The sequence below is a fragment of the Acidithiobacillus caldus ATCC 51756 genome, assembly GCF_000175575.2.
GTDB lineage: Bacteria > Pseudomonadota > Gammaproteobacteria > Acidithiobacillales > Acidithiobacillaceae > Acidithiobacillus_A > Acidithiobacillus_A caldus.
In genome coordinates, this window is the sequence record NZ_CP005986.1 from 548,922 (window position 1) to 570,853 (window position 21,932).

20 protein-coding genes and 1 pseudogene are annotated in these 21,932 nt (G+C 61.5%); 19 read left to right on the forward strand and 2 right to left on the reverse strand.

What is annotated here, in order from left to right; genetic code table 11:
• Nucleotides 1–3: 3 nt before the first annotated feature.
• From ACAty_RS02720 to murI, 4 genes are all read left to right on the forward strand, one after another.
• The gene (locus ACAty_RS02720) at nt 4–1,710 is read left to right on the forward strand and encodes a glycoside hydrolase family 57 protein (protein WP_004870676.1); all 1,707 of its coding nucleotides are present in this window, start codon (nt 4–6) and stop codon (nt 1,708–1,710) included.
• Nucleotides 1,711–3,720, forward strand: a complete 2,010-nt coding sequence (locus tag ACAty_RS02725) for an alpha-amylase/4-alpha-glucanotransferase domain-containing protein (protein ID WP_004870677.1) — start codon at nt 1,711–1,713, stop codon at nt 3,718–3,720. It abuts the gene before it with no gap.
• A complete protein-coding gene (locus tag ACAty_RS02730; protein ID WP_004870678.1) occupies nt 3,710–4,657 on the forward strand; it encodes an ROK family protein in 948 nt (315 codons plus the stop codon). The genes ACAty_RS02725 and ACAty_RS02730 overlap by 11 nt, the downstream gene beginning before the upstream one ends.
• A 108-nt stretch (nt 4,658–4,765) precedes the next feature.
• On the forward strand, nt 4,766–5,590 hold the full coding sequence (gene murI / locus ACAty_RS02735; RefSeq protein WP_004870679.1) for a glutamate racemase: 825 nt from the start codon (nt 4,766–4,768) through the stop codon (nt 5,588–5,590).
• Here the strand turns inward: murI and ACAty_RS02740 are convergent.
• Nucleotides 5,577–5,903, reverse strand: coding sequence for a hypothetical protein (locus ACAty_RS02740; protein ID WP_004870680.1), 327 nt, complete (start codon nt 5,901–5,903; stop codon nt 5,577–5,579). The two genes, murI and ACAty_RS02740, sit on opposite strands and share 14 nt — an antisense overlap.
• A 198-nt stretch (nt 5,904–6,101) precedes the next feature.
• Nucleotides 6,102–7,391, reverse strand: coding sequence for a DUF445 domain-containing protein (locus tag ACAty_RS02745; protein WP_004870681.1), 1,290 nt, complete (start codon nt 7,389–7,391; stop codon nt 6,102–6,104).
• Between the two features lie 313 nt (nt 7,392–7,704).
• Here ACAty_RS02745 and ACAty_RS02750 point away from each other — a divergent pair, with 313 nt between their 5' ends.
• The 15 genes and pseudogenes from ACAty_RS02750 (at nt 7,705) to ACAty_RS02810 (ending at nt 21,903) form a co-directional block, all read left to right on the forward strand.
• Nucleotides 7,705–9,216 carry a protein adenylyltransferase SelO gene (locus tag ACAty_RS02750; RefSeq protein ID WP_004870682.1) on the forward strand — a complete coding sequence of 504 codons (1,512 nt, stop codon included), beginning with the start codon at nt 7,705–7,707 and terminating at the stop codon, nt 9,214–9,216.
• 81 nt (nt 9,217–9,297) lie between these two features.
• A complete protein-coding gene (gene miaB, locus ACAty_RS02755; protein WP_077272691.1) occupies nt 9,298–10,647 on the forward strand; it encodes a tRNA (N6-isopentenyl adenosine(37)-C2)-methylthiotransferase MiaB in 1,350 nt (449 codons plus the stop codon).
• The gene (locus ACAty_RS02760; RefSeq protein WP_038471570.1) at nt 10,647–11,639 is read left to right on the forward strand and encodes a PhoH family protein; all 993 of its coding nucleotides are present in this window, start codon (nt 10,647–10,649) and stop codon (nt 11,637–11,639) included. The genes miaB and ACAty_RS02760 overlap by 1 nt, the downstream gene beginning before the upstream one ends.
• Nucleotides 11,636–12,145, forward strand: coding sequence for an rRNA maturation RNase YbeY (ybeY, locus tag ACAty_RS02765; RefSeq protein ID WP_004870685.1), 510 nt, complete (start codon nt 11,636–11,638; stop codon nt 12,143–12,145). The genes ACAty_RS02760 and ybeY overlap by 4 nt, the downstream gene beginning before the upstream one ends.
• Entirely contained in the window at nt 12,138–13,016 is an 879-nt protein-coding gene (locus ACAty_RS02770; RefSeq protein WP_004870686.1) for an HlyC/CorC family transporter, read from the forward strand. The genes ybeY and ACAty_RS02770 overlap by 8 nt, the downstream gene beginning before the upstream one ends.
• Nucleotides 13,017–13,062: 46 nt before the next feature.
• The gene (gene lnt, locus ACAty_RS02775; RefSeq protein WP_004870687.1) at nt 13,063–14,589 is read left to right on the forward strand and encodes an apolipoprotein N-acyltransferase; all 1,527 of its coding nucleotides are present in this window, start codon (nt 13,063–13,065) and stop codon (nt 14,587–14,589) included.
• Nucleotides 14,590–14,831: 242 nt separating this feature from the next.
• Complete coding sequence (locus ACAty_RS02780) at nt 14,832–16,061, forward strand: hypothetical protein (protein ID WP_238323810.1); 1,230 nt, start codon at nt 14,832–14,834, stop codon at nt 16,059–16,061.
• A 122-nt stretch (nt 16,062–16,183) separates the two neighbouring features.
• Entirely contained in the window at nt 16,184–17,239 is a 1,056-nt protein-coding gene (locus tag ACAty_RS02785) for an IS5-like element ISAtc5 family transposase (protein ID WP_004870689.1), read from the forward strand.
• Nucleotides 17,239–17,388: a hypothetical protein gene (locus ACAty_RS15755; protein ID WP_153801797.1), complete on the forward strand. Its 150-nt coding sequence runs from the start codon at nt 17,239–17,241 to the stop codon at nt 17,386–17,388. Before ACAty_RS02785 ends, ACAty_RS15755 begins: the two co-directional genes overlap by 1 nt.
• Before the next feature lie 346 nt (nt 17,389–17,734).
• A complete protein-coding gene (locus ACAty_RS02790) occupies nt 17,735–18,670 on the forward strand; it encodes a glycosyltransferase family 2 protein (protein ID WP_051620729.1) in 936 nt (311 codons plus the stop codon).
• A complete protein-coding gene (locus ACAty_RS15760; protein WP_141738408.1) occupies nt 18,661–20,400 on the forward strand; it encodes a hypothetical protein in 1,740 nt (579 codons plus the stop codon). The genes ACAty_RS02790 and ACAty_RS15760 overlap by 10 nt, the downstream gene beginning before the upstream one ends.
• Nucleotides 20,401–20,483: 83 nt before the next feature.
• A pseudogene (locus tag ACAty_RS02795) lies at nt 20,484–20,666 on the forward strand (IS5 family transposase); the annotation flags it as partial.
• An 87-nt stretch (nt 20,667–20,753) separates the two neighbouring features.
• A complete protein-coding gene (gene tnpA, locus ACAty_RS02800) occupies nt 20,754–21,074 on the forward strand; it encodes an IS66 family insertion sequence element accessory protein TnpA (protein ID WP_004870692.1) in 321 nt (106 codons plus the stop codon).
• A 1-nt stretch (nt 21,075) separates the two neighbouring features.
• Nucleotides 21,076–21,441: an IS66 family insertion sequence element accessory protein TnpB gene (gene tnpB, locus ACAty_RS02805; protein ID WP_004870693.1), complete on the forward strand. Its 366-nt coding sequence runs from the start codon at nt 21,076–21,078 to the stop codon at nt 21,439–21,441.
• Nucleotides 21,442–21,456: 15 nt separating this feature from the next.
• Nucleotides 21,457–21,903 carry an IS66 family transposase gene (locus ACAty_RS02810; RefSeq protein WP_004870694.1) on the forward strand — a complete coding sequence of 149 codons (447 nt, stop codon included), beginning with the start codon at nt 21,457–21,459 and terminating at the stop codon, nt 21,901–21,903.
• Nucleotides 21,904–21,932: the final 29 nt, after the last annotated feature.

Below are 21,932 nucleotides of genomic sequence, written 5' to 3' on the forward strand. Positions count from 1 at the left end.
GCCATGCCACCGGCCCGGGCCTTGCACGTCATACTCTGCTGGCACATGCATCAGCCCGACTACCGGGATGGCCATGGCGAGTACCGGTACCCGTGGACCTATCTGCACGCCTGCAAGGACTACACCGATATGGTGGCGCACCTGGAGGAGAACCCCGCGGCGCGGGCGGTCTTCAACTTCGTCCCGGTGCTGGTGGAGCAGTTGCAGGATTATGTCGAGCAGTTTGCCGAGGGCCGCTTCCGTGACCCACTGCTTCGCGTCCTGGCCAGCGAAGATCTCGAGAACCTGGCGGCGGATGTCCGCCACTACCTGCTGGAGCAGTGTTTTCGGCTGGATCGAGAGCACATGCTCAATCCCTTTCCGGGCTTTCGCCGCCTATACGAGCTTTGGCAGTTCATTCGCCAGGACGCCAGCGAAATGGTGGATTACCTGTCGGTGCAGTATGTGGCCGACCTGGTGGTCTGGTATCACCTGGCCTGGACCGGCGAGACCGTGCGGCGGCAGACACCCCTGATTCAGGAACTCATGGCCAAGGGCTCGGGCTATAGCTGGGAAGATCGGCAGAACCTGCTGCGCTGCATCGGCGATCTCCTCGCGGGTCTCTTGCCCCGCTACCGGGCGCTGGTAGCCAGTGGCCGCATCGAGATCTCCACGACCCCCTACGAGCACCCCATTGCTCCTCTGCTGCTGGATTTTGCCGCTGCCCGGGATGGTGAGCCCGATGCCCAGCTGCCCAACTGTCCAGCCTATCCCGGTGGTGAAGCGCGCGTGCATTGGCAGGTGGATGCGGCTCTCGACCGGCACCGTCAGGATTTTGGGATGCCGCCACAGGGCCTGTGGCCGGCGGAGGGCGGTATCTCTGCCCCCTTCGTGGAGATTCTGGCGGGCAAGGGTCTGCAATGGACCGCCACCGGCGAGGGGATTCTCGCCCGCAGCCTAAGTCGCAGCGAGGCCGGCGATGCGCCCGCCCGGGAACGTCACGACTATCTTTACCGTCCCTACCGCCTGCGTGGCGAGGGACCGTGGATATTCTTCCGCGACGATGCCCTGTCCGATGCCATCGGCTTCGACTACAAAAGCTGGTTTGGCCACGATGCCGTCACCGATTTCGTCCAGCGTCTGGAAGCCATCTGGCGGGCCACGGAAAATCAGGCCTTCCCGGTGGTGAGCATCATCCTGGACGGAGAGAATGCCTGGGAGTACTACCCCTACAACGGCTACTACTTCCTCTCCGAACTCTACCGCGCCCTGGCCAATCACCCCCACCTGCAACTCTGCACCTTCCGCGATTTTGTGCGCGATCATCCCGAGGCCTACGCGGTTCTGCCGCAGCTGGCCGCTGGCAGCTGGGTCTACGGCAGTTTTTCCACCTGGATTGGTGATCCTGCCAAAAACCGCGCCTGGGATCTGCTCTGCAGTGCGAAGAAGGCCGTGGACGAGCACCTCCCGGCCCTTGCGCCGGAACAGCAGAACCGAGTACGCAAGCAACTGGCCCTGTGCGAGGGCTCGGACTGGTTCTGGTGGTTTGGGGATTACAATCCCGCGGAGTCCGTGCGCGATTTCGATCGCCTCTATCGCGCGCATCTGCGCGAGCTGTATCGCCTTCTTGGCCTCGCCGCGCCGGCGGAGTTGGATCAGCCCATCAGCCAGGGTGGAGCGCCGGCGGAAGCGGGAGGCACCATGCGCCGAAGCCACCATCAAGGAGACTGAATGCCCTCTGCGACCCCCCTGCTCCTGGGAGTACATGCCCACCAGCCCATCGGCAATTTCCCCGAGGTCATCGACGATGCCGTGGCGCGCTGTTATCACCCCTTTCTCGAGGTCTTGTCGCGCTACCCGGAGTTCCCCTTCGCCGTGCACATCAGCGGCTGGTTGCTGGGCTACCTGCTGGAGCACCACCCGGCCACCACGGCGCTGCTGGCGGACATGGTGGCGCGCGGCCAGACGGAGCTGGTGGGCGCCGGCGATACGGAACCGGTGCTGGCGGCCATCCCCTACGTGGACCGAGTGGAACAGGTGGAGGCCATGAGCGAGCGTCTGGAGCAGGCCTTTGGGGTGCGCCCCCGTGGTGCCTGGCTGACGGAGCGGGTGTGGGACCCCAGTGTGGTGCCGGCTCTGGTGGACGCCGGCATCCACTACGTGATGGTGGACGATTACCACTTCCTCTGCGCCGGGGTGGCGCCCGAGGCCCTGGGCGGCTTCTATCGCACGGAAGAAAACGGCCAGGCCATCGACGTATTTCCCATTGCCGAGCGCCTGCGCTACCTGCTGCCTTTTTCCGAGGCGAGTCAGGCCGTGGCCGAGATCGGCGGGCGTGCCGGGCAGGCGGCCATCTATTTCGATGACATCGAAAAATTTGGTCTCTGGCCCGAGACCCACGACTGGGTCTATGGTCGCGGCTGGCTCGAGCAGTTCATCCAGGGTGCCCTTGCCCACGAGGGTATCGTCCCCATGCACTACAGCGATTTTCTGGCGCAGCAACGACCCATGGGGATCGTCTATCTGCCTACGGTGTCCTACTCCGAGATGAACGCCTGGACCCTGCCGGCGGCGACAGCGCGCCAGTATGAAGCCCTCCTTGCGCAGGAGCGCGACGCCGGCCGTCTGGGTGCGCGCAAGGCCCTGATTCGTGGCGGCATCTGGAAGAATTTCCTGAGTCGCTATCCCGAAGGCAACTGGATGCACAAGCGGATGCTACAGCTGTCGGCGCGTTTTCACGCGCTGCCCAGGCGGCGTCAAAGCCCGGTCATGCGCGCTGCCCTACACGCGGCTCAGGCCAACGATGCCTATTGGCATGGACTGTTTGGCGGCATCTACCTGCCCCATCTGCGCCGGGCGGTCTATCACGCCCTGCTGACCCTGGAGTCGGCTTTGGATGGGGTGCGGAAACGACCGACCCTCACGGCCCTCGACATCGATCTGGATGGTCGCGAAGAGTGGCTCTGCCACGATGCCGAAGCCCAGATCATCGTTGCCCCGGAGCCCTTCGCCAGCATCGTCGAGTGGGACCATTACGGCCGTCGCCACAACTTTGCCGATACCCTGGCGCGGCGGGACGAGGCCTACTATGAGAAGATCCGCCAGGGTGCGAGCACGGTGGCGCCGGAGCACGGAGGTATCGTCTCCGCCCACGACCGGGTGAGCTTCAAGACCCAGATCGGTGCCGAGGATCTCGTTTTCGACGATATCCCCTGTCAGAGTTTCATCGACAGCCTGGGGGATGTCCGTCTGGAGTACCGCATGGACGGTGAGAACAAGGGGCTGCGTTTTGTTGCAAGCCGCGCTCCGAGTCACCTGGTGCACAAGGCCTACCAACTGCGCCGGGGGGTCCTGCAGGTGGATTATCGACTCACGCCGCAGGACGCGGGCACGGGGGAAACGCGCTTCGCCACCCGACTCTATCTGGCCATGCCCAGTTGCGACGGCCCCGGCGGACGGCTGCTGGTGGACGACATCTTGCAGGGCGGTCTGGGCAGCCCGGCTGCGGGGGCTTCTGCAAGCCGTATCGTTCTGGAGGACGACGTCCTGGGTGGGCATCTGGAATTACGGATCGACCGACCCGTTACCTGGCAGGCTCGCCCGCACTGGACCATCTCCCAGTCCGAGGCCGGTTTCGAGCGTATCATGCAGGCGCTGATACTGGATTTGCACTGGCCAGTGGCGCTGGGTCAGGAGTGGACCTGCGTGTTGACGGGGAGGGTGGAAGGTCATGGCGGATAATCTGTGTATCGGCGTCGACGTTGGCGGCACCAACCTGCGCTTCGGGGTTTTCCGTGGGGCGGAGTGCCTGCGTTGTGTGCGACGCGAGGTCGATCTGCGCCAGCGCTGCGCGGCGGCCAGCGATGCCGAGGCCGCCCGGGAAATCGTGCTCACGGCCCTTGGCGAGGGCATTCACGAGCTCCTGCCGGATTTTCCCGAGGTGGCGCGGGTGGGGCTAGCCTTTCCGGGCTTCGTCGATCACGACGGGGTGCTGCTCAAATCTCCAAATATTCCCCAGTTGGAGAATTTTGCGCTGCAAAGGGAACTGGGGGAGCGTCTTGGTCTGCGGGTCGTTGCCGAGAACGACGCCAACGCTGCGGCCTACGGGGAGTTCTGGGAAGAGCGGCAGGTGCATCCGGAGTTGCAGGACCTCCTTTACGTGGGTTTGGGTACGGGTGTGGGAGGCGGCTGGGTGCATCACTGTCGGCCCTGGCGCGGTGCGCACGGGGCGGCCATGGAGATTGGTCACCTCATCGTGGTCCCGGGGGGACGACGCTGCGGTTGCGGTAATCAGGGTTGCCTCGAGCAATACGCCTCGGCGCGCGGCGTGCAGGCCAGTTACGTGGAGGCCACGGGCACCGCGCCGGAACCCGCCGTCATCGCTCAGATGGCGCGTGACGGGCATGCCGAGGCCCGCGCGGCCTTTGCCTTGGCTGGGCAGTGTCTGGGACAGGCCCTGGCCCACGTCCTCAAGGTGGCCGATATCGGGCTGCTGCGCGTGGGTGGCGGGCTCAGTGCGGCCTGGGACTGTTTTGCCGAGGATTTTCTGGCCCGTCTCGATCAGGACCTGATCCCGGCCTTGCGCGGGTCCGTCGAGGTCAAGCGCGGCAATAACGACGACCTGGCGGGCATGCGCGGCGCGGCACTGCTGGCCAACGACGACCCCCGCCGCCCCTAAAACGATGACGCTTAGAACGATGACGCTGGCGGTCTTACTCCCATCGCCCCTGCGCTTGGTCCCCGGGGTCGCAGATCCCGGTGCTGTGGGGGGTGCTGCGTCCTGACGGTGCGTATCGGTGTCTTCGATTCCGGTCTGGGTGGACTGAGCACACTGCTCGCCTGCCTGCGTTATCTACCCTCGGCGGAATACCGGTTTTTTGGCGATGTGGCCCACGCCCCCTATGGTGACAAGGATCCCCAAGTGGTGCGCCGGTGGACGGCCGAAGCCTATGAGCGATTCCTGGCGGCCGGAGTGGATGCCGTGGTGCTCGCCTGCAACACCGCCACCAGCGCGGCTGCCGCACCGCTGCGGGAGCAGTCGCCGGTGCCCATCCTGGGGCTCGAGCCGGCCATCAAAAAAGCCCTGGATGTGGAGAGCGGGCCCATCCTGCTGCTGGCAACGACCCTGACGGTTCGGGGGGATAAGCTGCGCGCCCTGCTGCAGCGCATGGATGGGGCCCAGCAGCGGGTGCGTGCCGTGGCCTGCCCCGGCCTGATGGAGATCGTCGAGGCACAGACGACCGACTGGCGGGCTCAGGCCGAAAGCTACTGGCGGGAGCGCCTGCTACCGCACTTCGTGGAGTTGCGACCCAAGGGCCTGGTTCTGGGTTGCACCCATTATTGTTGGTTGGAGGATGCGTTTCGGGATTGGGTGGGACCCGGCTGTCGGGTGTACGACGGGAACGATGGTCTCGCCCGCCATCTGTGGCGACGCCTGTACGGCACCGAGGCACCTGCCCCCGGTGCGCTTCCCCAGGTTGCTCGGGTCCAGCTGGAGTTCAGTGCCAAGCGGGAGGAAAAGACCCAGCAGGCCAGCGCTTGGCTAGCTAGCCGCGGAGTGCTGGTGGAGCGGGCAGGGATGGCCCGCCCGCGTCCCCTCACTCGAGGCTGACCCCCTCCTTGGTGAGACGGACACCGTATTTCTTCGCCTGCGACTCACCCTGCTCGTAGGCCAGTTCGGCAAGCTTCTGCGCGTGCTCGGCCTTGGCCACGGCCTCGTCGTACTTGCCGGCCTTGTACGCTGCCTCGGCCGCTTCCAGGAGCTTGGGCGTGGCAAGCCACTGGTAGTGGATGGCCTCGGTCTTGGCCATGGCGGCCTTGGCGCTGTTGATGGCCTGCTGCGCCTGTGCCGCCGTGGCGGCCACGGCGTCCATACCCCACAGCAGGGCACCGGAAGCGAGCAGAGCGAGCATGAGACGTTTCATGTGAACCTCCTTTTTACGGGGACGATAGGCTGCCTTGTGCGGCGACCCTGCAGGAATCGTTCCCGACCGGGCTGTCTCGCAGATCCGCGTAGCGATAGCCCTTGTCTTCACGTGCAAGGGGGATTCTGGCCGAATCCGTCCAGTTTCCACCGCCTATTTCGGCCCCCTCGGGGCAAGCATCGCGATGCGGTGGGGGTGTCATGGGATTCCCCCCATGACCAATACGGCCGTAGCGTGGATGAGCACGCCAACGCACCCCCCCACCAACGTGCCGTTGATGCGGATGTACTGCAGGTCGCTACCGATTCCGTCCTCCAGCAGCCGCACCATATCCGCCGTCGGCCAGGCGTCGATGGTGGCGATGATGTGCTGCTGCAGGTTTTCCTGAACCGCGGGTGCCAGTGAACGGGCGCTGTCGAGGAGATAGGCATCCAGTGCAGCGCATAGGCTGCTCTGCGTATCCAGCCAGTGTGCGACCTGTCCGAGAAAGCCGACGATGGCGCGCCGCAGCCGGGAATTGGGTGAGGCGAGATCGTCACCCAGCCAATGCCAGAGATCCGCGACGATGGCGTCGACATAGCTCAGCACGGCCGGATCGCTCAGGATGCGTTCTTGCCAACGCTGGATGTCCGCCTGCCAGTCCGGATCCTGCTGGAGGCGCATTGCCGTGCGCCCGACCCAGGCATCAAAGGCCAATCTTCGGGGGTGCTCCGGGTCGACACTGATCTCCGTCAGGAGTTCGTGCAGGGCGCGCACCAGGTTGCGGGATAGATTGTGGGACAGGCTGCTCGGGTCGACCACGCTGCCCAGCCACGAGAACAGGGTGGGATAGGCCCGCTCCAGCAGCGTTTCGATCTGCTCGGCGAGTTGTTCCTGTACCGACGCGCGGGAGAGCCAGTCTTGCAGCTGATGGATGCCCTCGTCCAGCAGTTCCTGGTGGCGACCTCGGGCGGTCAGCATCTGCATCAGCTTGCCGAGCCAGGGACCGAGATCCAGGGTCTGCAGCTGGCGACCAATGGACCCGCGCAGGGCGCTGCGAAAAGGCTCGACACTGCCCGTGTCCAGACTGCGCTGGAGCAGGGACAGCAGTTGCTGGGCCACGAGGTGCCGATGACGCGGGCTGTGTAACCAGCGCGCCAGGCGCGCAGCCGGATTCTGTCGCGCAAGCATCTGGACCAGCGCCTCCGTCTGCAGAAATTGACTGCGGATGAAGGTGGCTAGACGACGGCTGAGACGCTCACGCTGGCGGGGCAAGATCGCCGTGTGCGGTATGGGCAAGCCCAAGGGATGGCGAAACAGGGCGACCACGGCAAACCAGTCTGCCAGGCCGCCAACCATGGCGGCCTCGGCAAAAGCCCCCGTCCAGGCAAAGGGACCCTGCATGCCACGCCAGGCCGAGAAGAGAAAGAGCAAGGTAGCCGCCAGCAGGAGAGCCAGGGCAATGCGACGGCTGCGGCGTAGCGGCGTCGGTGACGGCGCCGCGTTCATGGGTGATCCTGCGCGGGTATCCGGGGCGGACGGATCCAACGCCACAGGGCTCGATGGCTGCGGCAGGTGCAGGCGGTCGCACAGCCACGTCTGTGCAGCCGCTGTGGATTGGCCCGAAGACGGTCATTCATGGCGCTAGCATAGCACTGCCGCTCGGGCGGCAGTATTCGTCCAGCGAACTGGGTACGCATGGCGCTGTGCCGAGGATGGACGCGGCCACTGCAGCGGTCCGCGGCGGGATCCTGCCCCAGCAGCGCGAACCCCTTGTGCGCCAGGCCTCATCTCTGTCATGGTTGAGGAGCCCTGTGTTTGCGTGAGTCTTTTTGTCATGCCCGTAGCCGGTCTTCCCTGGCCCGTCCCCTTTGAGCACAGTTTTGCCGAGCGTCTGCCGGGTTGCTACCAGCCTTGGCAGCCCGCTCCCGTGCCGGCGCCGCGCCTCGTGCTGTTCAACCGAGCCCTGGCAGAGCAGCTGGGACTTGGTGATGTCGCGACGCCGCTCCTGGCCGAATTCCTCTCGGGCCGGCAGCTACCACCGGGGGCCCGACCCATCGCCCTGGCCTACGCCGGACACCAGTTCGGTCATTTCAATCCGCAGTTGGGGGACGGTCGCGCCTTGCTCCTGGGGGAGATTCGCGATACCAGCGGCCGATTGTGGGATCTCCACCTCAAGGGTTCCGGAGCAACCCCCTTTGCCCGCGGCGGCGATGGCAAGGCCGCGCTCGGGCCGATGCTGCGCGAATACCTCATGGGCGAGGCCATGACGGCCCTTGGCATCCCCAGCACCCGGGCTTTGGCCGTAGTGGCCACCGGCGAGGCTGTACAGAGGGAACGCCCCCTACCGGGCGCCGTGCTCAGTCGGGTGGCGAGCAGCCACATCCGGGTCGGTACCTTCCAGTTTCTGGCCGTACGGGACGACCTCGCGAAACTCCGCGATCTGGCGGACTACACCATCCAGCGCCACTATCCGCAATTGCGCGCCGAGGCCAATCCCTATCTTGCCCTGCTGCGGCGGGTACTGGAGGGCCAGGCGGAACTCATCGCCCGGTGGCAGGCCGTGGGCTTCATCCACGGTGTGATGAATACGGACAATATGAGTATTGCCGCAGAGACCATCGATTACGGTCCCTGCGCCTTCATGGACCGATACGACCCCGCTACGGTGTTCAGTTCCATCGACCACGGTGGCCGCTATGCCTATGGCGAGCAGCCGCGCATCGCCCAGTGGAATCTGGTGCGGCTGGCCGAGTGTCTGGTGCCCTTGGTGGACGATACGGACGAGGAGCATGCCATTGCCCTGCTCACGGAGGAACTCAACCGCTTCCCGGACGTCTTTGCCCGGCATTGGCAGCGGATCTTTGCCGCCAAACTCGGTCTGCGCCCATCGTCAGCGGGTGTGGACGAGGTCACGGTGTCCCTGATTCACCGCTTTCTGGAGCTCCTGCAGAAAGAAGCCGAGGACTTCACCTTGGCTTTTCGGCGTCTGGCGAGTCATCTGCGCGGGACGGACGAGCGCGACTTGGGCCTGGAGCCCATACCGGCCACCTGGGATCCGTGGCTGCAAGACTGGCAGCGCCACATCGATGCGACGGGGGAAGATCGGCGACGAGTGGCAGCGCGCATGGACGCCTGCAATCCCATCTACATTCCGCGCAACCATCTGGTGGAGGAGGCGTTGGCGGCGGCGCAGTTCGCTGGGGACCTCGGACCCCTGCAGGCATTGCTCGCACGCCTCGAGGATCCCTACACTGCCCGTGCCGACAGTATTCGCTACAGTCAGCCCATGCCGACGGACTGGGGACCCTACCGGACCTTCTGCGGTACCTGAGCCTGGACACCGGGGCCCGCCCTTGTCAAGCATCGGCACGCCCCCTATCATCTGTCCTCGGGTAGCGGCGTGAGACGAGCATTGCAGCACTTATATATCAAGACCTTCGGTTGCCAGATGAACGAGTACGACTCGGAGCGCATTGGCGAGCTCCTGGCGGCGAGTCACGGTCTACAGCTGGTCGACGATCCCGCTCGCGCCGACGTACTGGTGCTCAACACCTGTTCCATCCGCGAAAAGGCCGAGGACAAGGTCTACACCCAGCTGGGTTTCTGGCGGCCCTTCAAGGAAAGTCGTCCCGAGGTGATCATTGCCGTGGGAGGCTGCGTGGCCAGTCAGGAGGGAGAATCCCTGCGTCGGCGCGCGCCCTTCGTCGACATCGTCTTCGGTCCCCAGACCCTGCATCGCTTGGCGGATATGCTCGATGCCTGCCGTGCCCAGCGCCAGCCGCAGGTGGATCTGCGCTTCCCCGAGCTCGAAAAATTCGATCGCCTGCCCCAGCGTCCCGGGCGCGAGGGTCCGACGGCCTTCGTCACGGTGCAAGAGGGCTGCGACAAATTCTGTACGTTCTGTGTGGTGCCGCATACCCGCGGGCGCGAGTTCAGCCGGCCCATGCCCGATATCCTGCGCGAGGTGCGCCAGCTGGTGGATCAGGGGGTGCGCGAGGTTACCCTGCTGGGGCAGAACGTCAATGCCTATCGCGGGGCCACCGGCCTCATTGGCGAGGGTGACCTTGCCGAACTGCTGGAGCGTCTGGCGCGCATCCCCGATCTCCTGCGTCTGCGCTACACCACCTCCCATCCCAATAACCTGGACGATCGCCTCATCGCCGCCCATCGCGACATCCCCATACTTGCCGCCCACCTGCACCTGCCGGTGCAGAGCGGTTCCGATCGGATTCTGCGGCGCATGCACCGCAAGCACAGCGTCGCCAGTTACCTGGACAAGATTGCGCGGTTGCGGGCGGCGCGCAGTGACATCCGCATCTCCTCGGATTTCATCGTCGGCTTCCCGGGTGAGACGGATGCCGATTTTGCCGCGACCCTGGAGCTCATCGAGGCGGTGCGCTTCGATCAATCCTTTTCCTTCAAGTACAGTCCGCGCCCCAATACGCCGGCGCTGAAGCTCAAGGACAGCGTTCCCGAAGGCGTCAAGGACGAGCGGCTGGCGATATTGCAGGGGCGGATCCATGGCCTTGCCCGGGCCTACAGCGAAGCCCTGGTGGGCACAGTCCAGGACGTGCTCGTCACCGGTCCCTCGCGCCGGGATCCGTGCGAGTGGACGGGCAAGACCTCCTGCAATCGTTCCGTCAACTTTGCCGGACCCGCCAACCTCAGCGGCCAGATGCTGCCCATACGGATAACCGCTGCCCTGGCCAACAGTCTGCGGGGCGAATGGGAGCCCTCGGCGGCTGTCCGTCGGGCAGGCTGATGGCAGCAACGGAGCCCCCCAGTAGCGGCGCCACGACCCAGGCAGAGTTCATCGCCGACCTCGCCACCTCGACGCAGTTGGCGGAGATGGCGGGGCAGCTGGACAGCCATCTGAAGCAGATCGAGGCGCAGTTGGGGGTGATCGTCCTTCCCCGAGGCAGTCACTTTCACATCAGTGGACCCGCCGAAGCCGTGCAGGCCGCCCAGCAGGTCTTGTTGCAACTCTATCAACAGGCGCGCCAAGGACGCAGTCTCAGCGCCCAGTGGGTACACCACAGTATCCAGGGTGCGCGCCTCGACGCCGAGGCAGTCCAGGCTGGAGACGTCGGTGCCGGCGTGCAGACGCGCAGGGGCGTCGTCCACGGTCGGGGCGTGCGCCAGCGCCGCTATCTCGATGCCATCCGCCGCAACGACCTCACCTTTGGCATCGGCCCGGCGGGCACGGGCAAGACCTATCTGGCCGTGGCGGCTGCCGTGGAAGCACTGAGTCAGGAGTCGGTACAGCGTCTGTTGCTGGTGCGCCCGGCGGTGGAGGCCGGGGAGCGCCTGGGCTTTCTGCCCGGCAGCCTCAGCGAGAAGGTCGACCCCTACCTGCGTCCCCTCTACGACGCCCTCTACGAGATGCTCGGTTTCGAGAAGGTCAGCAAGCTCCTGGAGCGTCAGGTCATCGAAGTGGCACCCCTGGCCTACATGCGCGGGCGCACCCTCAACGAGGCCTTCGTGATCCTGGACGAAGCCCAGAACACGACGCCCGAACAGATGAAAATGTTCCTGACGCGTATGGGCTTTGGCGCCAAGGTGGTGGTCACCGGCGACGTCACCCAGGTGGATCTGCCCCGCGGCCAGCCCTCGGGACTCGTTCAGGCCGTCGAGATCCTACGGGGTATGGCCGGGGTGGAGATGATCTTCTTCCAGAGCGCGGATGTCGTCCGCCATCCCCTGGTGGCCCGCATCGTCGAGGCCTACGACCGCACTGTCGAGACGGCCTCGTGACGCCCGCCCTGCGCCTCTACCGCCGCGTGGACGAGAGCCTCGAGCCGGATCTGCCGCCACCGCCGGGGCAGCGCCTCTGTCGCACCGCCATTGCCGCGGCCTTGACCGTGCCCTCGCCGCGGCTGGCCAACGGCGACGGAGTCCGCATTGGGCTCAGTCTCGCCTTTGTGGGTGCCGCCGCCATGGCCGAACTCAATGGCCAGTTCCGGCAGCGGCCCTATCCCACCAACTGCCTGTCCTTCCCGACACCATCCGGCGCGGGCCCCTATCGTCAGGACTTTCTGGGCGATATCGTCCTCGCCCCCGCCATCGTGCTGCGGGAAGCGGTAGAGCAGGGCAAGCGGCCTGCGGACCACTATCGTCACCTGCTCATCCACAGCACCCTTCATCTCCTCGGCTTCGATCACGAAGAGGCGGCAGAGGCCGCCGAGATGGAAGCGCTGGAAACCCACTTGCTGGCCCAAATGGGTGTGGCCGACCCGTATCAGAACCCCGACCATGAGTGAAGACCGAAGTAGCCCCGAGCGCTCGCGCAGTTGGTGGGCGCGTTTTACCCAATCCCTGCGCGGGAACGTGGAAGATCAGGACACCTTGCTGGATCTGATCCGTGAAGCCGGCGAGCGTCAGGTCATTGATGCCGAGGCGGCGCGGATGGTGGATGGCATTTTCCGCATGGGTGAACTCAGCGTGCGCGATGTGATGATCCCACGCGCCCAGATGGAAGTCATCGAGTTGGACCTGCCCATCCCCGAGATCATCGCGCGGGTGGTGGAGGTGGGGCACTCCCGTTTTCCGGTGGTGGGCAACGATCGCGACGATGTGCGCGGCATTCTGCTGGCCAAGGATCTCTTGCGCGCCTGCGGTCAGGGGCAGGAGCCGCCCCGGCTGACGGAGTTACTGCGGCCCGCCACCTTCATCCCCGAGAGCAAGCATCTGGATCATCTGCTCTACGAGTTCCGCACGGGTCGTCACCACATGGCGCTGGTGGTGGATGAGTACGGTGGCGTTGCCGGACTGATCACCATCGAGGATGTGCTGGAGATCATCGTCGGCGAGATCGAGGACGAGTACGACATTGAAGAAGACGTGATGGTGGTGCCCCGTGAGGATGGCGATTTTCTCGTCAACGCCGTGATCACCCTGCCGGAGTTCAACACCCAGTTCCATACCAACCTGGACGACGAGTATGCCGATACCTTGGGTGGCTGGCTGAGCAACCGCCTGGGGCATGTACCGCGGGTCGGTGAGGTGGTGATGGTGGACGGCCTGCGCCTGGAGGTCCTGCGGGCCGATCGTAAGCGGGTTCAGATCCTGCGTTTGAGCCTCCCGCGCGCAGCACGTGAGGTGGAGGTGATGGCGCCTGCGGAACCTTCCTGATGGCCGATTATCGGAGAGAGTGGCACAACCGGGAGACGGGATTCGGATGGCGGCATCGGGAAGCGTGACGGTACAGACCAAGGCGCGACCAGGCACGGCCTGGCGCGTGCTTTTGGCGATGTTCATGGGCGCGCTCTGGCCCTTGGCCTTTGCCCCCTTCGATTATGCCTTTCTGGCCTTCGTGCTTCTGGCGGGATTGTTCCTGGTGAGTGCCCATGCCCGCAGCGCCAGGGCCGCAGCGGGCATGGGCTACGCCTTCGGCTTTGCTGCCTTTGCGGCGGGAACCTACTGGATCGCCATCACCCTGCACAATTTTGCCCACATGAGTTGGGTGCTTGCGGGCGCTCTGGTGGCGCTGCTGGCGGCGTACTGTGCCATCTATCCGGCTTTGGCCTTGGGGCTTGCCCAGCGCTTCTTTCCCGGAGCGACGCGCTGGCTGGCGTTGCCGGTGCTTTGGGTCCTTGCGGAGTGGGCCCGGGCCCGGTTCGCCACGGGCTTCCCCTGGCTTGCCACCGGCTACACCCAGACGCACGGTTTTCTCGGCGGTCTTGCCCCCTGGTTGGGACAATATGGGGTTGGGCTTGCCACGGCCTCGGTCGCGGTAGCGGCTGCCTGGGCCTGGACGCGCCGTCGCGACGCCCGCGCGCTGTGGACGGCCACCTCCATCGTGCTGCTGATCTTTGCCCTGGCCCTCTTCGCGGGCACGGTTCGCTTTACCCATCCCCAAGGCACGGCGCTCAAATTCCGGCTCCTCCAGGGCAACATCCCCATCTCCGAAAAGTGGAACCCAAAGCGGATAGACGCCATCCTCACCCGCTACGCCCGGCTCATTGCCGCGTCACCGCCGGGCACGCAGCTCATCGCCCTGCCGGAAACGGCCTTTCCCATCTTCCAGACTGAGATACCTGGCCTCATCGCCCATCTTCAGGACTGGTCGGCACAGCATCACGCCACGCTCATCATTGGGATTCCCGAGGCCAGCCACGGCAAATACTACAATGCCGCCATGGAAATCCGCGGGCACGAGCCAATGCGCTGGTACCGCAAGCAGCATCTGGTGCCTTTTGGCGAATACATCCCCTTCCCAACCATTCTCGGTCCCATCGTCCACGACTTCCTGCCGGGGCTCGGCAGCTTCACTCCGGGGGATGGCAGCTCGGTCCTGCCCGTGGACGGGCAGAAGGCGGGTATGAGCATCTGCTATGAGGAATCCTTCTCCCGCGATGTGCGCAAGGGTGTGGTGGAAGGTGCGAACTTTCTGCTGAATATCAGCGACTACGCCTGGTATGGCCACAGCATTGCCTCTGCCCAAAGCCTGCAGATGGCAGCCATGCAGGCGCGGCAAGAGCAAAAACCCGACCTGCGGGCCACCAACACCGGCATCACCGCCGTCATCGCCCCCAACGGCCGCGTCCTGGCGAGTCTGCCCCAGTTCGTCGAGGCGGGACTCGATGGTGTCGTGCAGCCCATGGCGGGTACCACCCCCTACGGGCGTTTCGGTTCACGGCCTTTTCTCGCGCTATCCTTCGCCATCTTGGCGCTGGCGTGGTGGCGAAGGCGTCCGAGCTCCTGAGCCTGGTGGAGCTTTGGACGGCGGCGCCTGGATCGGCGCCATTGGCAAAGATCGACTAAATTATCCCTATCCATGCCGTGGTGGTGGAGCCGCTGAGTGCATGGGGGCTTGTCCGCACGGCGGGCATGTGCCGCAGCTTGGGATGAGGTCTCTGGGACCGCATTCTGCGCCGTCCTCGCGCGGCGGCCGTGGCCAGTGTCCGGGGGCAAGGAACCGGTAGCTGACCTCACAGGGGAGGTGGCGTGGCTCTGTTCGGTTTCGGGAAAAAGAAATCGCGCGCGACGGAGCGCGCTGCCGGGCGTGGCGTCGACCATCCCGCAGACCGCGCTGCAGCGCCGTCCGTGCCAACCTCCGCCTCCGTCGCCCCCAGTGCAACCGTGACGATGCCGGCGGTCCCCCAGGAAAATGTCGAGATCTCCGTCGAGGATTTGCTTGCCGAGGCCGATGTCTACTGGACCTACGGTCGCTTCTCCGAAGCCCTGCCCCTGTATCGCTGGTGGCTGGAGACCACGGGTGCCGGAACGCCTTTCCATGAGGGAAAATCCCTGCAACTGAAGGTAGCCCGCAACGCCGTGGATGCCGCCACCCAGGCCCAGGACTTCGCGCAGAGCGTGCAGATCCTGAAGCACCTGCAAGCAGCGGGATATCCCGAAAGCTTTCTGGCAGGCTGGGGGTTGATGGCTCTGCGCATGGATCCGGGTAATTTCGAGCTCATCGGCTTTTGTAACCAGTTCGAAGGAATCGGCGACGATATCCAAGGCATCATCAAAAAGGAAGAGCTGCGCAAGGAAAGCGCTGCCGAGAAACGCGCCCGGCTATGGAAACGCAATCAACTGGATGCAAATCGCGCTGTCGTGCAGAAAGGCGGCAGGTTATCTCGTCTGACCTGGGATTTTGTCGACCGCGGAAGAGACCTGCTGGCTGCGGCCGTAGCCCAGATCGACGATCCCGAGCGCGCCATGGCCCTGGCGGCCATCGCCATGACACCGGTCCAGATGAATCCCGAAGAACGGCAAGTGCTTGCCACCATGGGTGGTGCTGGCCTCCTGGAGGACGATGCGGGTGGACTCGACCCCGCCTTCAATGCCGAAGCCTTTGCCGCACTCTATGAGCGCATGGTGGCCGAGGTCCTCAGTCATCCCCGCAATCTCGGCGTGCAGTCCGAGCTGCTGCGTATCCTGCACGACGAAGGGCTGTTGCAGGATTACGCCCGCTGGCTGCTCTACCTCTTTCTGGTACTCTTTGCCTCGGGCAACGCCGGCCGGGATTTGCGCACCCGCTTACTTGCCGCAGGTAAACTGCTGGGACCACACCCACTCTGGGATCTATTGGCCAGTCGTCCAAACTGGGAACAATTAGAGGCGTGGCGCTGCCAATACACCGTGCCCGAGCCCGCACAGATCTGGCAAGGCATCAATCCCCACTACCGAGACCTCATCCAGGAACGGGATAGGCAATTGGATGGCATATGACCGCTGTAAGGAAGCCGAATTCCGGCGCAGGGCCTCTGCCATAAGCCCGTCCGGTGCATTTAGGACGGTGATGAAAAAGTCGATGGTATAATGGGCAAAATGGCGCAGCGGGAGTTGGGAAGATGCGTGGAGCCAAGGTAGAGACCCAAGGGTTGTTCAGCTACGTTTCCCCGGAGCAACGGGTGCCCCAGGATCATCCGCTGAGAGCGATCCGGGCTATCGTGGATCGCTCCCTGGCGGAGATGGATAGCCACTTCAGCACGATGTACTCGACCTACGGTCGCCCCTCCATTCCCCCGGAGTTTCTCCTGCGGGCACTACTGCTGCAGGTGTTTTACAGCATCCGCTCGGAACGGCAGCTAATGGAGCAACTCAACTACAACCTGCTGTTCCGTTGGTTTGTCGGTTTGGGAATGGACGACGAGGTCTGGGTGCCCACGGTCTTCACCAAGAATCGGGATCGATTGCTGGATCACGGGACGGTGCGGGAATTCTTCCGCTCCGTACTGGAACAGGCCCGCGGCCAGAATCTGCTTTCCGAAGAGCATTTCTCCGTCGATGGCACCCTGCTGGAAGCTTGGGCTTCGCAGAAGTCCTTCCAGCCGAAAGATCCTGAGGACCGTAAGGGCGATGGCTCCGATTTCCGCGGCCAGTCGCGCAGTAACGAGACGCACGCATCGGTGACCGACCCCGATGCCCGGCTCTACAAAAAGGCGCCCGGCGAAGCTTCCCGCTTGGCCTATCTTGGGCATGTGCTCATGGACAATCGCCACGGACTCATTGCCGCCGAGCAGGTCACCACCGCCGACGGTACGGCGGAAGTCGAAGCAGCCGTCCAACTCGTGGACGATCTGGGCGGGAATCAGCGCATCACCCTCGGTGCCGACAAGGGCTATGACCGCCACGGCTTCGTCCAGAATCTCCGGGATCGGAATGTGACCCCGCATGTAGCGCGCAAGCGCAAAGGCTCGGCCATCGACGGGCGCACCACCCGCCACGCCGGTTACGCGATGAGCATCCACGTCCGGCGCCGGATCGAGTCCATCTTCGGTTGGATGAAGACGGTGGGAGGGATGCGGAAAACCCGATTCCGTGGCTTGGAACGGGTCGGTCTGCACTTTTCCTTGGTCACTGTCGCCTACAACCTGGTCCGCATGGCGCGACTGGGAGTGGCTTGATGGGATTCGTGCGTCCGGAATCCGTTCAAGGGCTACCCAAATCTGAGAAAAACAACAAAACAGCTGCGCCCGCGCCTGTTTCCCGGGGTCTTTTGACCGAATATCCCGATCAAAAGAGATTTTTCAATATTTTTTCAGCGACCTTTTAGGGCTACCCCCGAAGGTGTCGCGGTCGCGCTGATGGCGATTGCGGCAGAGCTTATGCGCCTGTAATATGATCGGGAGAAGTGGTTGGTTAAGACTGGAAGCGGTCGTTCGGATAGGTTGGAGCATATTCATGCTTGACGGGACGGGCTTGGAGGGACAGATCCATCGTTTGGTCTCGTGTGGGGGGATGGCATGAAGAGCGCCGTTAATACAATTGGTTATGGTTGAATTGGGAAATGGTGCATGGGACACAATGATGCATTCCGTCTGGTGTTTATCACTGTGGATACCAATGTGAGGCCGGTGATACCATCCGAACATTCATAAAAATCCGATCAAAGGCTGGAAGTGGCTGCAGACCATCCCGAGGTATCCCTGGTCGTACCCTGTCATAATGAATCAGGCAATGTCTCGGCTCTCTATGAGCGCGTCCTGGCCGTCATGGAGCAAACGGGGAAATCCTGGGAGCTGGTATGCGTTAACGACGGCAGTAGAGACGATACCTTGGATCGCCTCCTTGCTCTGCACAGCCAGGATACTCGGGTGGTGGTCATCGACCTATCCCGGAATTTTGGCAAAGAAGCCGCCTTAACCGCTGGACTAGATCATGCCCGGGGAGACTGCGCTATTCCACTTGATGCCGACCTCCAGGATCCACCAGAACTCATCCATGAGCTTCTCGAAAAGTGGCAAGAGGGCTACGACGTCGTCAACGCCGTGCGCCTATCGCGAAAGGGAGAGTCGTGGCTCAAGCGCGCAAGCGCCCACGCCTTCTACCGGTTCATCAATCGAATGAGCGACATACCGATACCCGAAGACACGGGAGATTTTCGGCTGCTTTCCCGCCCGGTGTTGGAAGCATTATCGCAACTCCCAGAGCGTCGCCGCTTCATGAAAGGACTGTTTGCCTGGGTCGGCTTCCGAACGACAGCCGTGTACTACCACAGAGAGCCCCGCCTGTCCGGAACCACCACCTGGAACTACTGGAAGCTGTGGAACTTTGCTGTGGAGGGGATCACATCCTTCAGCAAGGTGCCTCTGCAGCTTGCTGCACATATGGGTTTGATCGTGTCGGGTCTGGCATTCCTCTACGCGGTCTATCTCATCATCGGAACCCTGGTGTATGGAAACCCGGTCAAGGGCTATCCATCTATGATGGTAACGGTTCTATTCCTAGGTGGAGTGCAGCTGCTGGCACTAGGGGTAATGGGGGAGTATCTGGGCCGCATATACGAGGAAAGCAAGCTTCGTCCATTATATATAGTAAGGAGCATATGGGACTGAAAACTAAAACGCCATCCACGGGACGATACTTTATAAAGCGTTTGGCGCACTTCTCAGTGCTTACAGTGCTTACTCTACTTGCTCTTGTTACCAGCCTAGGGTCAGCTTTTCAGAATATACCGCTAGATTCAGACACGGCGGAAATGGCAATAATTGCCAATGGCGTTACTTCTCACGGGCTGTCTTGGCTCGCTCATTGGCAGTTTCCTCCAGATAACCAGATATTAAGCCTTCTGCCATTTGCTGTACCGTACTACTTGTTATTTGGCACATCACTTACAACCATCATACTACAAGGATGGTTAATTGTTGTCGCGAACGCATTAATGACCGCGCTTATTGTGCGAAATATTACAAAATCAACATCTTGGGGATCCGCTTCTTTTATTCTAGCATTAACAGCAAATCCACAACTATTGGGATCACCAGGTTTTTTGGCATTTCCAATCACTCATAACATTGTTTGGTTTTTTGGACTGCTTGGCTCCTATGGACTAATTAGATATATGAGTAGGCAGTCAGATAGTCTATCATTGGTTGTTATAGCTGTTTTTATAGGCACAGTCTCTGATCCATGGTTTACCGCAGCATTCACAATTCCTGCTTTTATAATTTCTTGGAAGTCGATGCAATGGTTCCGTATAGAACCGAGCCTACGCTCACTTATGATATCGGCAATTTTAATTCCTTTTGTTATTGGCGAAGCTGTCAGTACTATCCTTCATCACTTAGGCGTATTCTTGCCAAATGGAGATCTTGTTGCTCCCCCGGCCTTACTTGTAAGACATTTAATAATCCTCGGAAAAAGCCTATTATTAATGTTCTCTTTTACCCCTATCCCTAACGGTTTCCTTTATATACTTTGGATAATATATGTATTTGCAATGATAGTAGCGTTTATATTACTTAAATCAATACCTGTCGGAGATGATATAGAACGACTTTCTCTGCGTTTTTTTGTGTTATCGATATTAGTAATTATAATAGCGTTTATTTTTACAGGCTTTGCACAAGATATAGGAGCAGCCAGATTTCTCGTCAATGTGTATTATTCGGTAATTGTTATAATCTCAATACTTGTGCATAGATTATGGTCGAACATCATCAGTTGGAAAAGAGCGATCATTATCTTGCCGAGTATAGTTCTATTGTGTTACATCGTACTTACTGCCCACCTAATTGTAGATAATGGCATTTGTTACAATGTAAGTGCACGTGAGAAAAATGTTTATGCTCTCGAAAATTTTTTAGAAAGAAAAGGTCTATATTATGGATTCGGTCCTTATTTTCAAAACGTCAATACAATGTTACTAAATGTTGTCTCTGGCGGTCGCATTGTCGCTGTTCCGGTCTCCTGCGATATGGGATATGCTACTCCATTTTTTGGCGGCGGCGGAAACAGGCTTTGGCTATCTCAAAGTAAAGAGTTTTATCAAAGCGAATTTTTTGTTTTTGACAGCAAAGACATACGCTATAAAAGATGTGCAGAAAAAAACTTCGGAAATTATAACAAAATTTATCATCTCAACGACTGGACTATATTAGAATACCATAAAAACTTAGCGCCAACTTTATTGGAGAACGTAGAACGTAAGAACAAAAAATGGGTAGAATATAATATAAATAGAAACATGATCGGAATTATAAAAGTCTGCGATAAACTTAGAATGAATAATTGTTGGATAAAAAGCGCATATAGTTGGTCGTTAGCGCATGGTATCGGAAATTGAGGGTAAGGTAGGGAACCTCTGAATTAGCCTTCTGATACAATGGGCTGACCGAGTAGCGACGAGATACCACCATGCCCGGACAGATGACCCTTGCCGAAGAGCCCAGCCTGTCGCGGCGCCGCAGGCAGACCAAGCGAGAACGCTTTCTGGCCCAGATGGATACCGTGGTTCGCTGGGCCAGGCTTGTGGCCTTGATCGAGCCACACTACCCCAAGGGGGGCAGTGGCCGTGAGCCCATGCCCTTGGAGCGGATGCTGCGGATCCACTGTAAGCGCTCGCTATGCGGCGTTCTGTTTTTTGGTTAGACCTTTGGCCAAGCTACTGGCTCCAAGGAGTTGTCATGGGGCAGGATCATGGATCAAGGAAACGAGGCGCGTCTGCGCAGAGTAGCGCACTGGCAGGCAAAGGTGGACGAACAGGAGAACAGCGGTCTGTCGGTCCGGGAGTTTTGTGCTGAGCGGGGATTGGCTCCCTCACAGTTCTATTACTGGCGGCGGCGCTTGAGTGCGGTGGGGGTAGAGGGTCTCCCAGGCGAGGTGGATCCCGAAGTGGGTAAGACGCCAGCCTTCGTGGAACTGGACTTGGGAAGGCCAACCGCCGCACAGAAGGCTCTGCCTTTGGAGATTCGGCTGGATTTGGGAGGGGGCTGCACCCTGTCCATTCGCCGAGGCTGAGATGTTCTTCCCAGAGGGCCGGATCCGGGTCTTTCTCTGCCGGGTTCCGGTGGATATGCGCAAATCCTTCGACGGGCTCTCGGCTTTGGTGCGAAATACCCTGGCCCAGGACCCGTTGTCGGGGCATTGCTTCGTCTTCGTCAACCACCGGGCGACCCAGATCCGGGTGCTCTACTGGGACCGGACCGGCTACAGTCTTTGGGCCAAGCGCCTGGAACGCGGGCGATTTTGGGATTGGCGTAAGCCGCCGGCCTCGGAGATGGATTGGACCCATTTGAAGCTCTTGCTGGAAGGCATCGAGGTCGGGCGACAGCGGCGCCGATACCATCGCCAAGCCTCGGAAAAGCTTGCCGAAATATCGATATAATGCTATGATTCTGCAATGGAAACGGCAGAAATACCGATCCCCAAAACCTACCCCGAAGCCCTCGCTGCCTGGCAGCTGCAGCGAGCACTCAATGCCGCCATCCAGGAAGAACTCCAAGGGCTGCAGCAGCAACTGGACTGGCTCCGCCGCCAAGTTTTCGGCCAGAAAAGCGAGCGCCGGGTTCCTCCGCCTCCTGTGGAGCAGTTGAGCCTCGGCCAGGATTTTTCGGCTGATGAAGCGCCACAAGCTCCCCTGCGCAGCGTCGCCGCCCATACCCGCAGAGCCTCCAGGCACCCCGAAGATCGCGCCGAGAGCCTGCCCTTCTTCGACGAAGGCCGGGTACCGATAGAAACCATCCTCCTTCCGGCTCCCGAGGCCGAGGGCCTCGATCCGGGCTCCTACGAGGTCATCGACACCAAGGTCAGCTACCGTCTCGCCCAACGCCCCGGCAGCTATGTGTAACCGTCCAAACTAGACCGCTATTGTCCCAA

Excerpts from the sequence above, each read along its gene's own strand:
- ACAty_RS02785 (WP_004870689.1), top strand. The coding sequence starts at position 16,184 with ATGCGTGGAGCCAAGGTAGAGACCCAAGGGTTGTTCAGCTACGTTTCC.
- ACAty_RS02745 (WP_004870681.1), bottom strand. The coding sequence starts at position 7,391 with ATGAACGCGGCGCCGTCACCGACGCCGCTACGCCGCAGCCGTCGCATT.
- ACAty_RS02770 (WP_004870686.1), top strand. The coding sequence starts at position 12,138 with ATGAGTGAAGACCGAAGTAGCCCCGAGCGCTCGCGCAGTTGGTGGGCG.
- ACAty_RS02810 (WP_004870694.1), top strand. The coding sequence starts at position 21,457 with ATGGAAACGGCAGAAATACCGATCCCCAAAACCTACCCCGAAGCCCTC.
- ACAty_RS15755 (WP_153801797.1), top strand. The coding sequence starts at position 17,239 with ATGGGATTCGTGCGTCCGGAATCCGTTCAAGGGCTACCCAAATCTGAG.
- tnpA (WP_004870692.1), top strand. The coding sequence starts at position 20,754 with ATGGATCAAGGAAACGAGGCGCGTCTGCGCAGAGTAGCGCACTGGCAG.
- ACAty_RS02730 (WP_004870678.1), top strand. The coding sequence starts at position 3,710 with ATGGCGGATAATCTGTGTATCGGCGTCGACGTTGGCGGCACCAACCTG.
- lnt (WP_004870687.1), top strand. The coding sequence starts at position 13,063 with ATGGCGGCATCGGGAAGCGTGACGGTACAGACCAAGGCGCGACCAGGC.
- tnpB (WP_004870693.1), top strand. The coding sequence starts at position 21,076 with ATGTTCTTCCCAGAGGGCCGGATCCGGGTCTTTCTCTGCCGGGTTCCG.
- ACAty_RS02720 (WP_004870676.1), top strand. The coding sequence starts at position 4 with ATGCCACCGGCCCGGGCCTTGCACGTCATACTCTGCTGGCACATGCAT.
- ACAty_RS02760 (WP_038471570.1), top strand. The coding sequence starts at position 10,647 with ATGGCAGCAACGGAGCCCCCCAGTAGCGGCGCCACGACCCAGGCAGAG.
- ACAty_RS02725 (WP_004870677.1), top strand. The coding sequence starts at position 1,711 with ATGCCCTCTGCGACCCCCCTGCTCCTGGGAGTACATGCCCACCAGCCC.
- ACAty_RS02740 (WP_004870680.1), bottom strand. The coding sequence starts at position 5,903 with ATGAAACGTCTCATGCTCGCTCTGCTCGCTTCCGGTGCCCTGCTGTGG.
- ACAty_RS15760 (WP_141738408.1), top strand. The coding sequence starts at position 18,661 with ATGGGACTGAAAACTAAAACGCCATCCACGGGACGATACTTTATAAAG.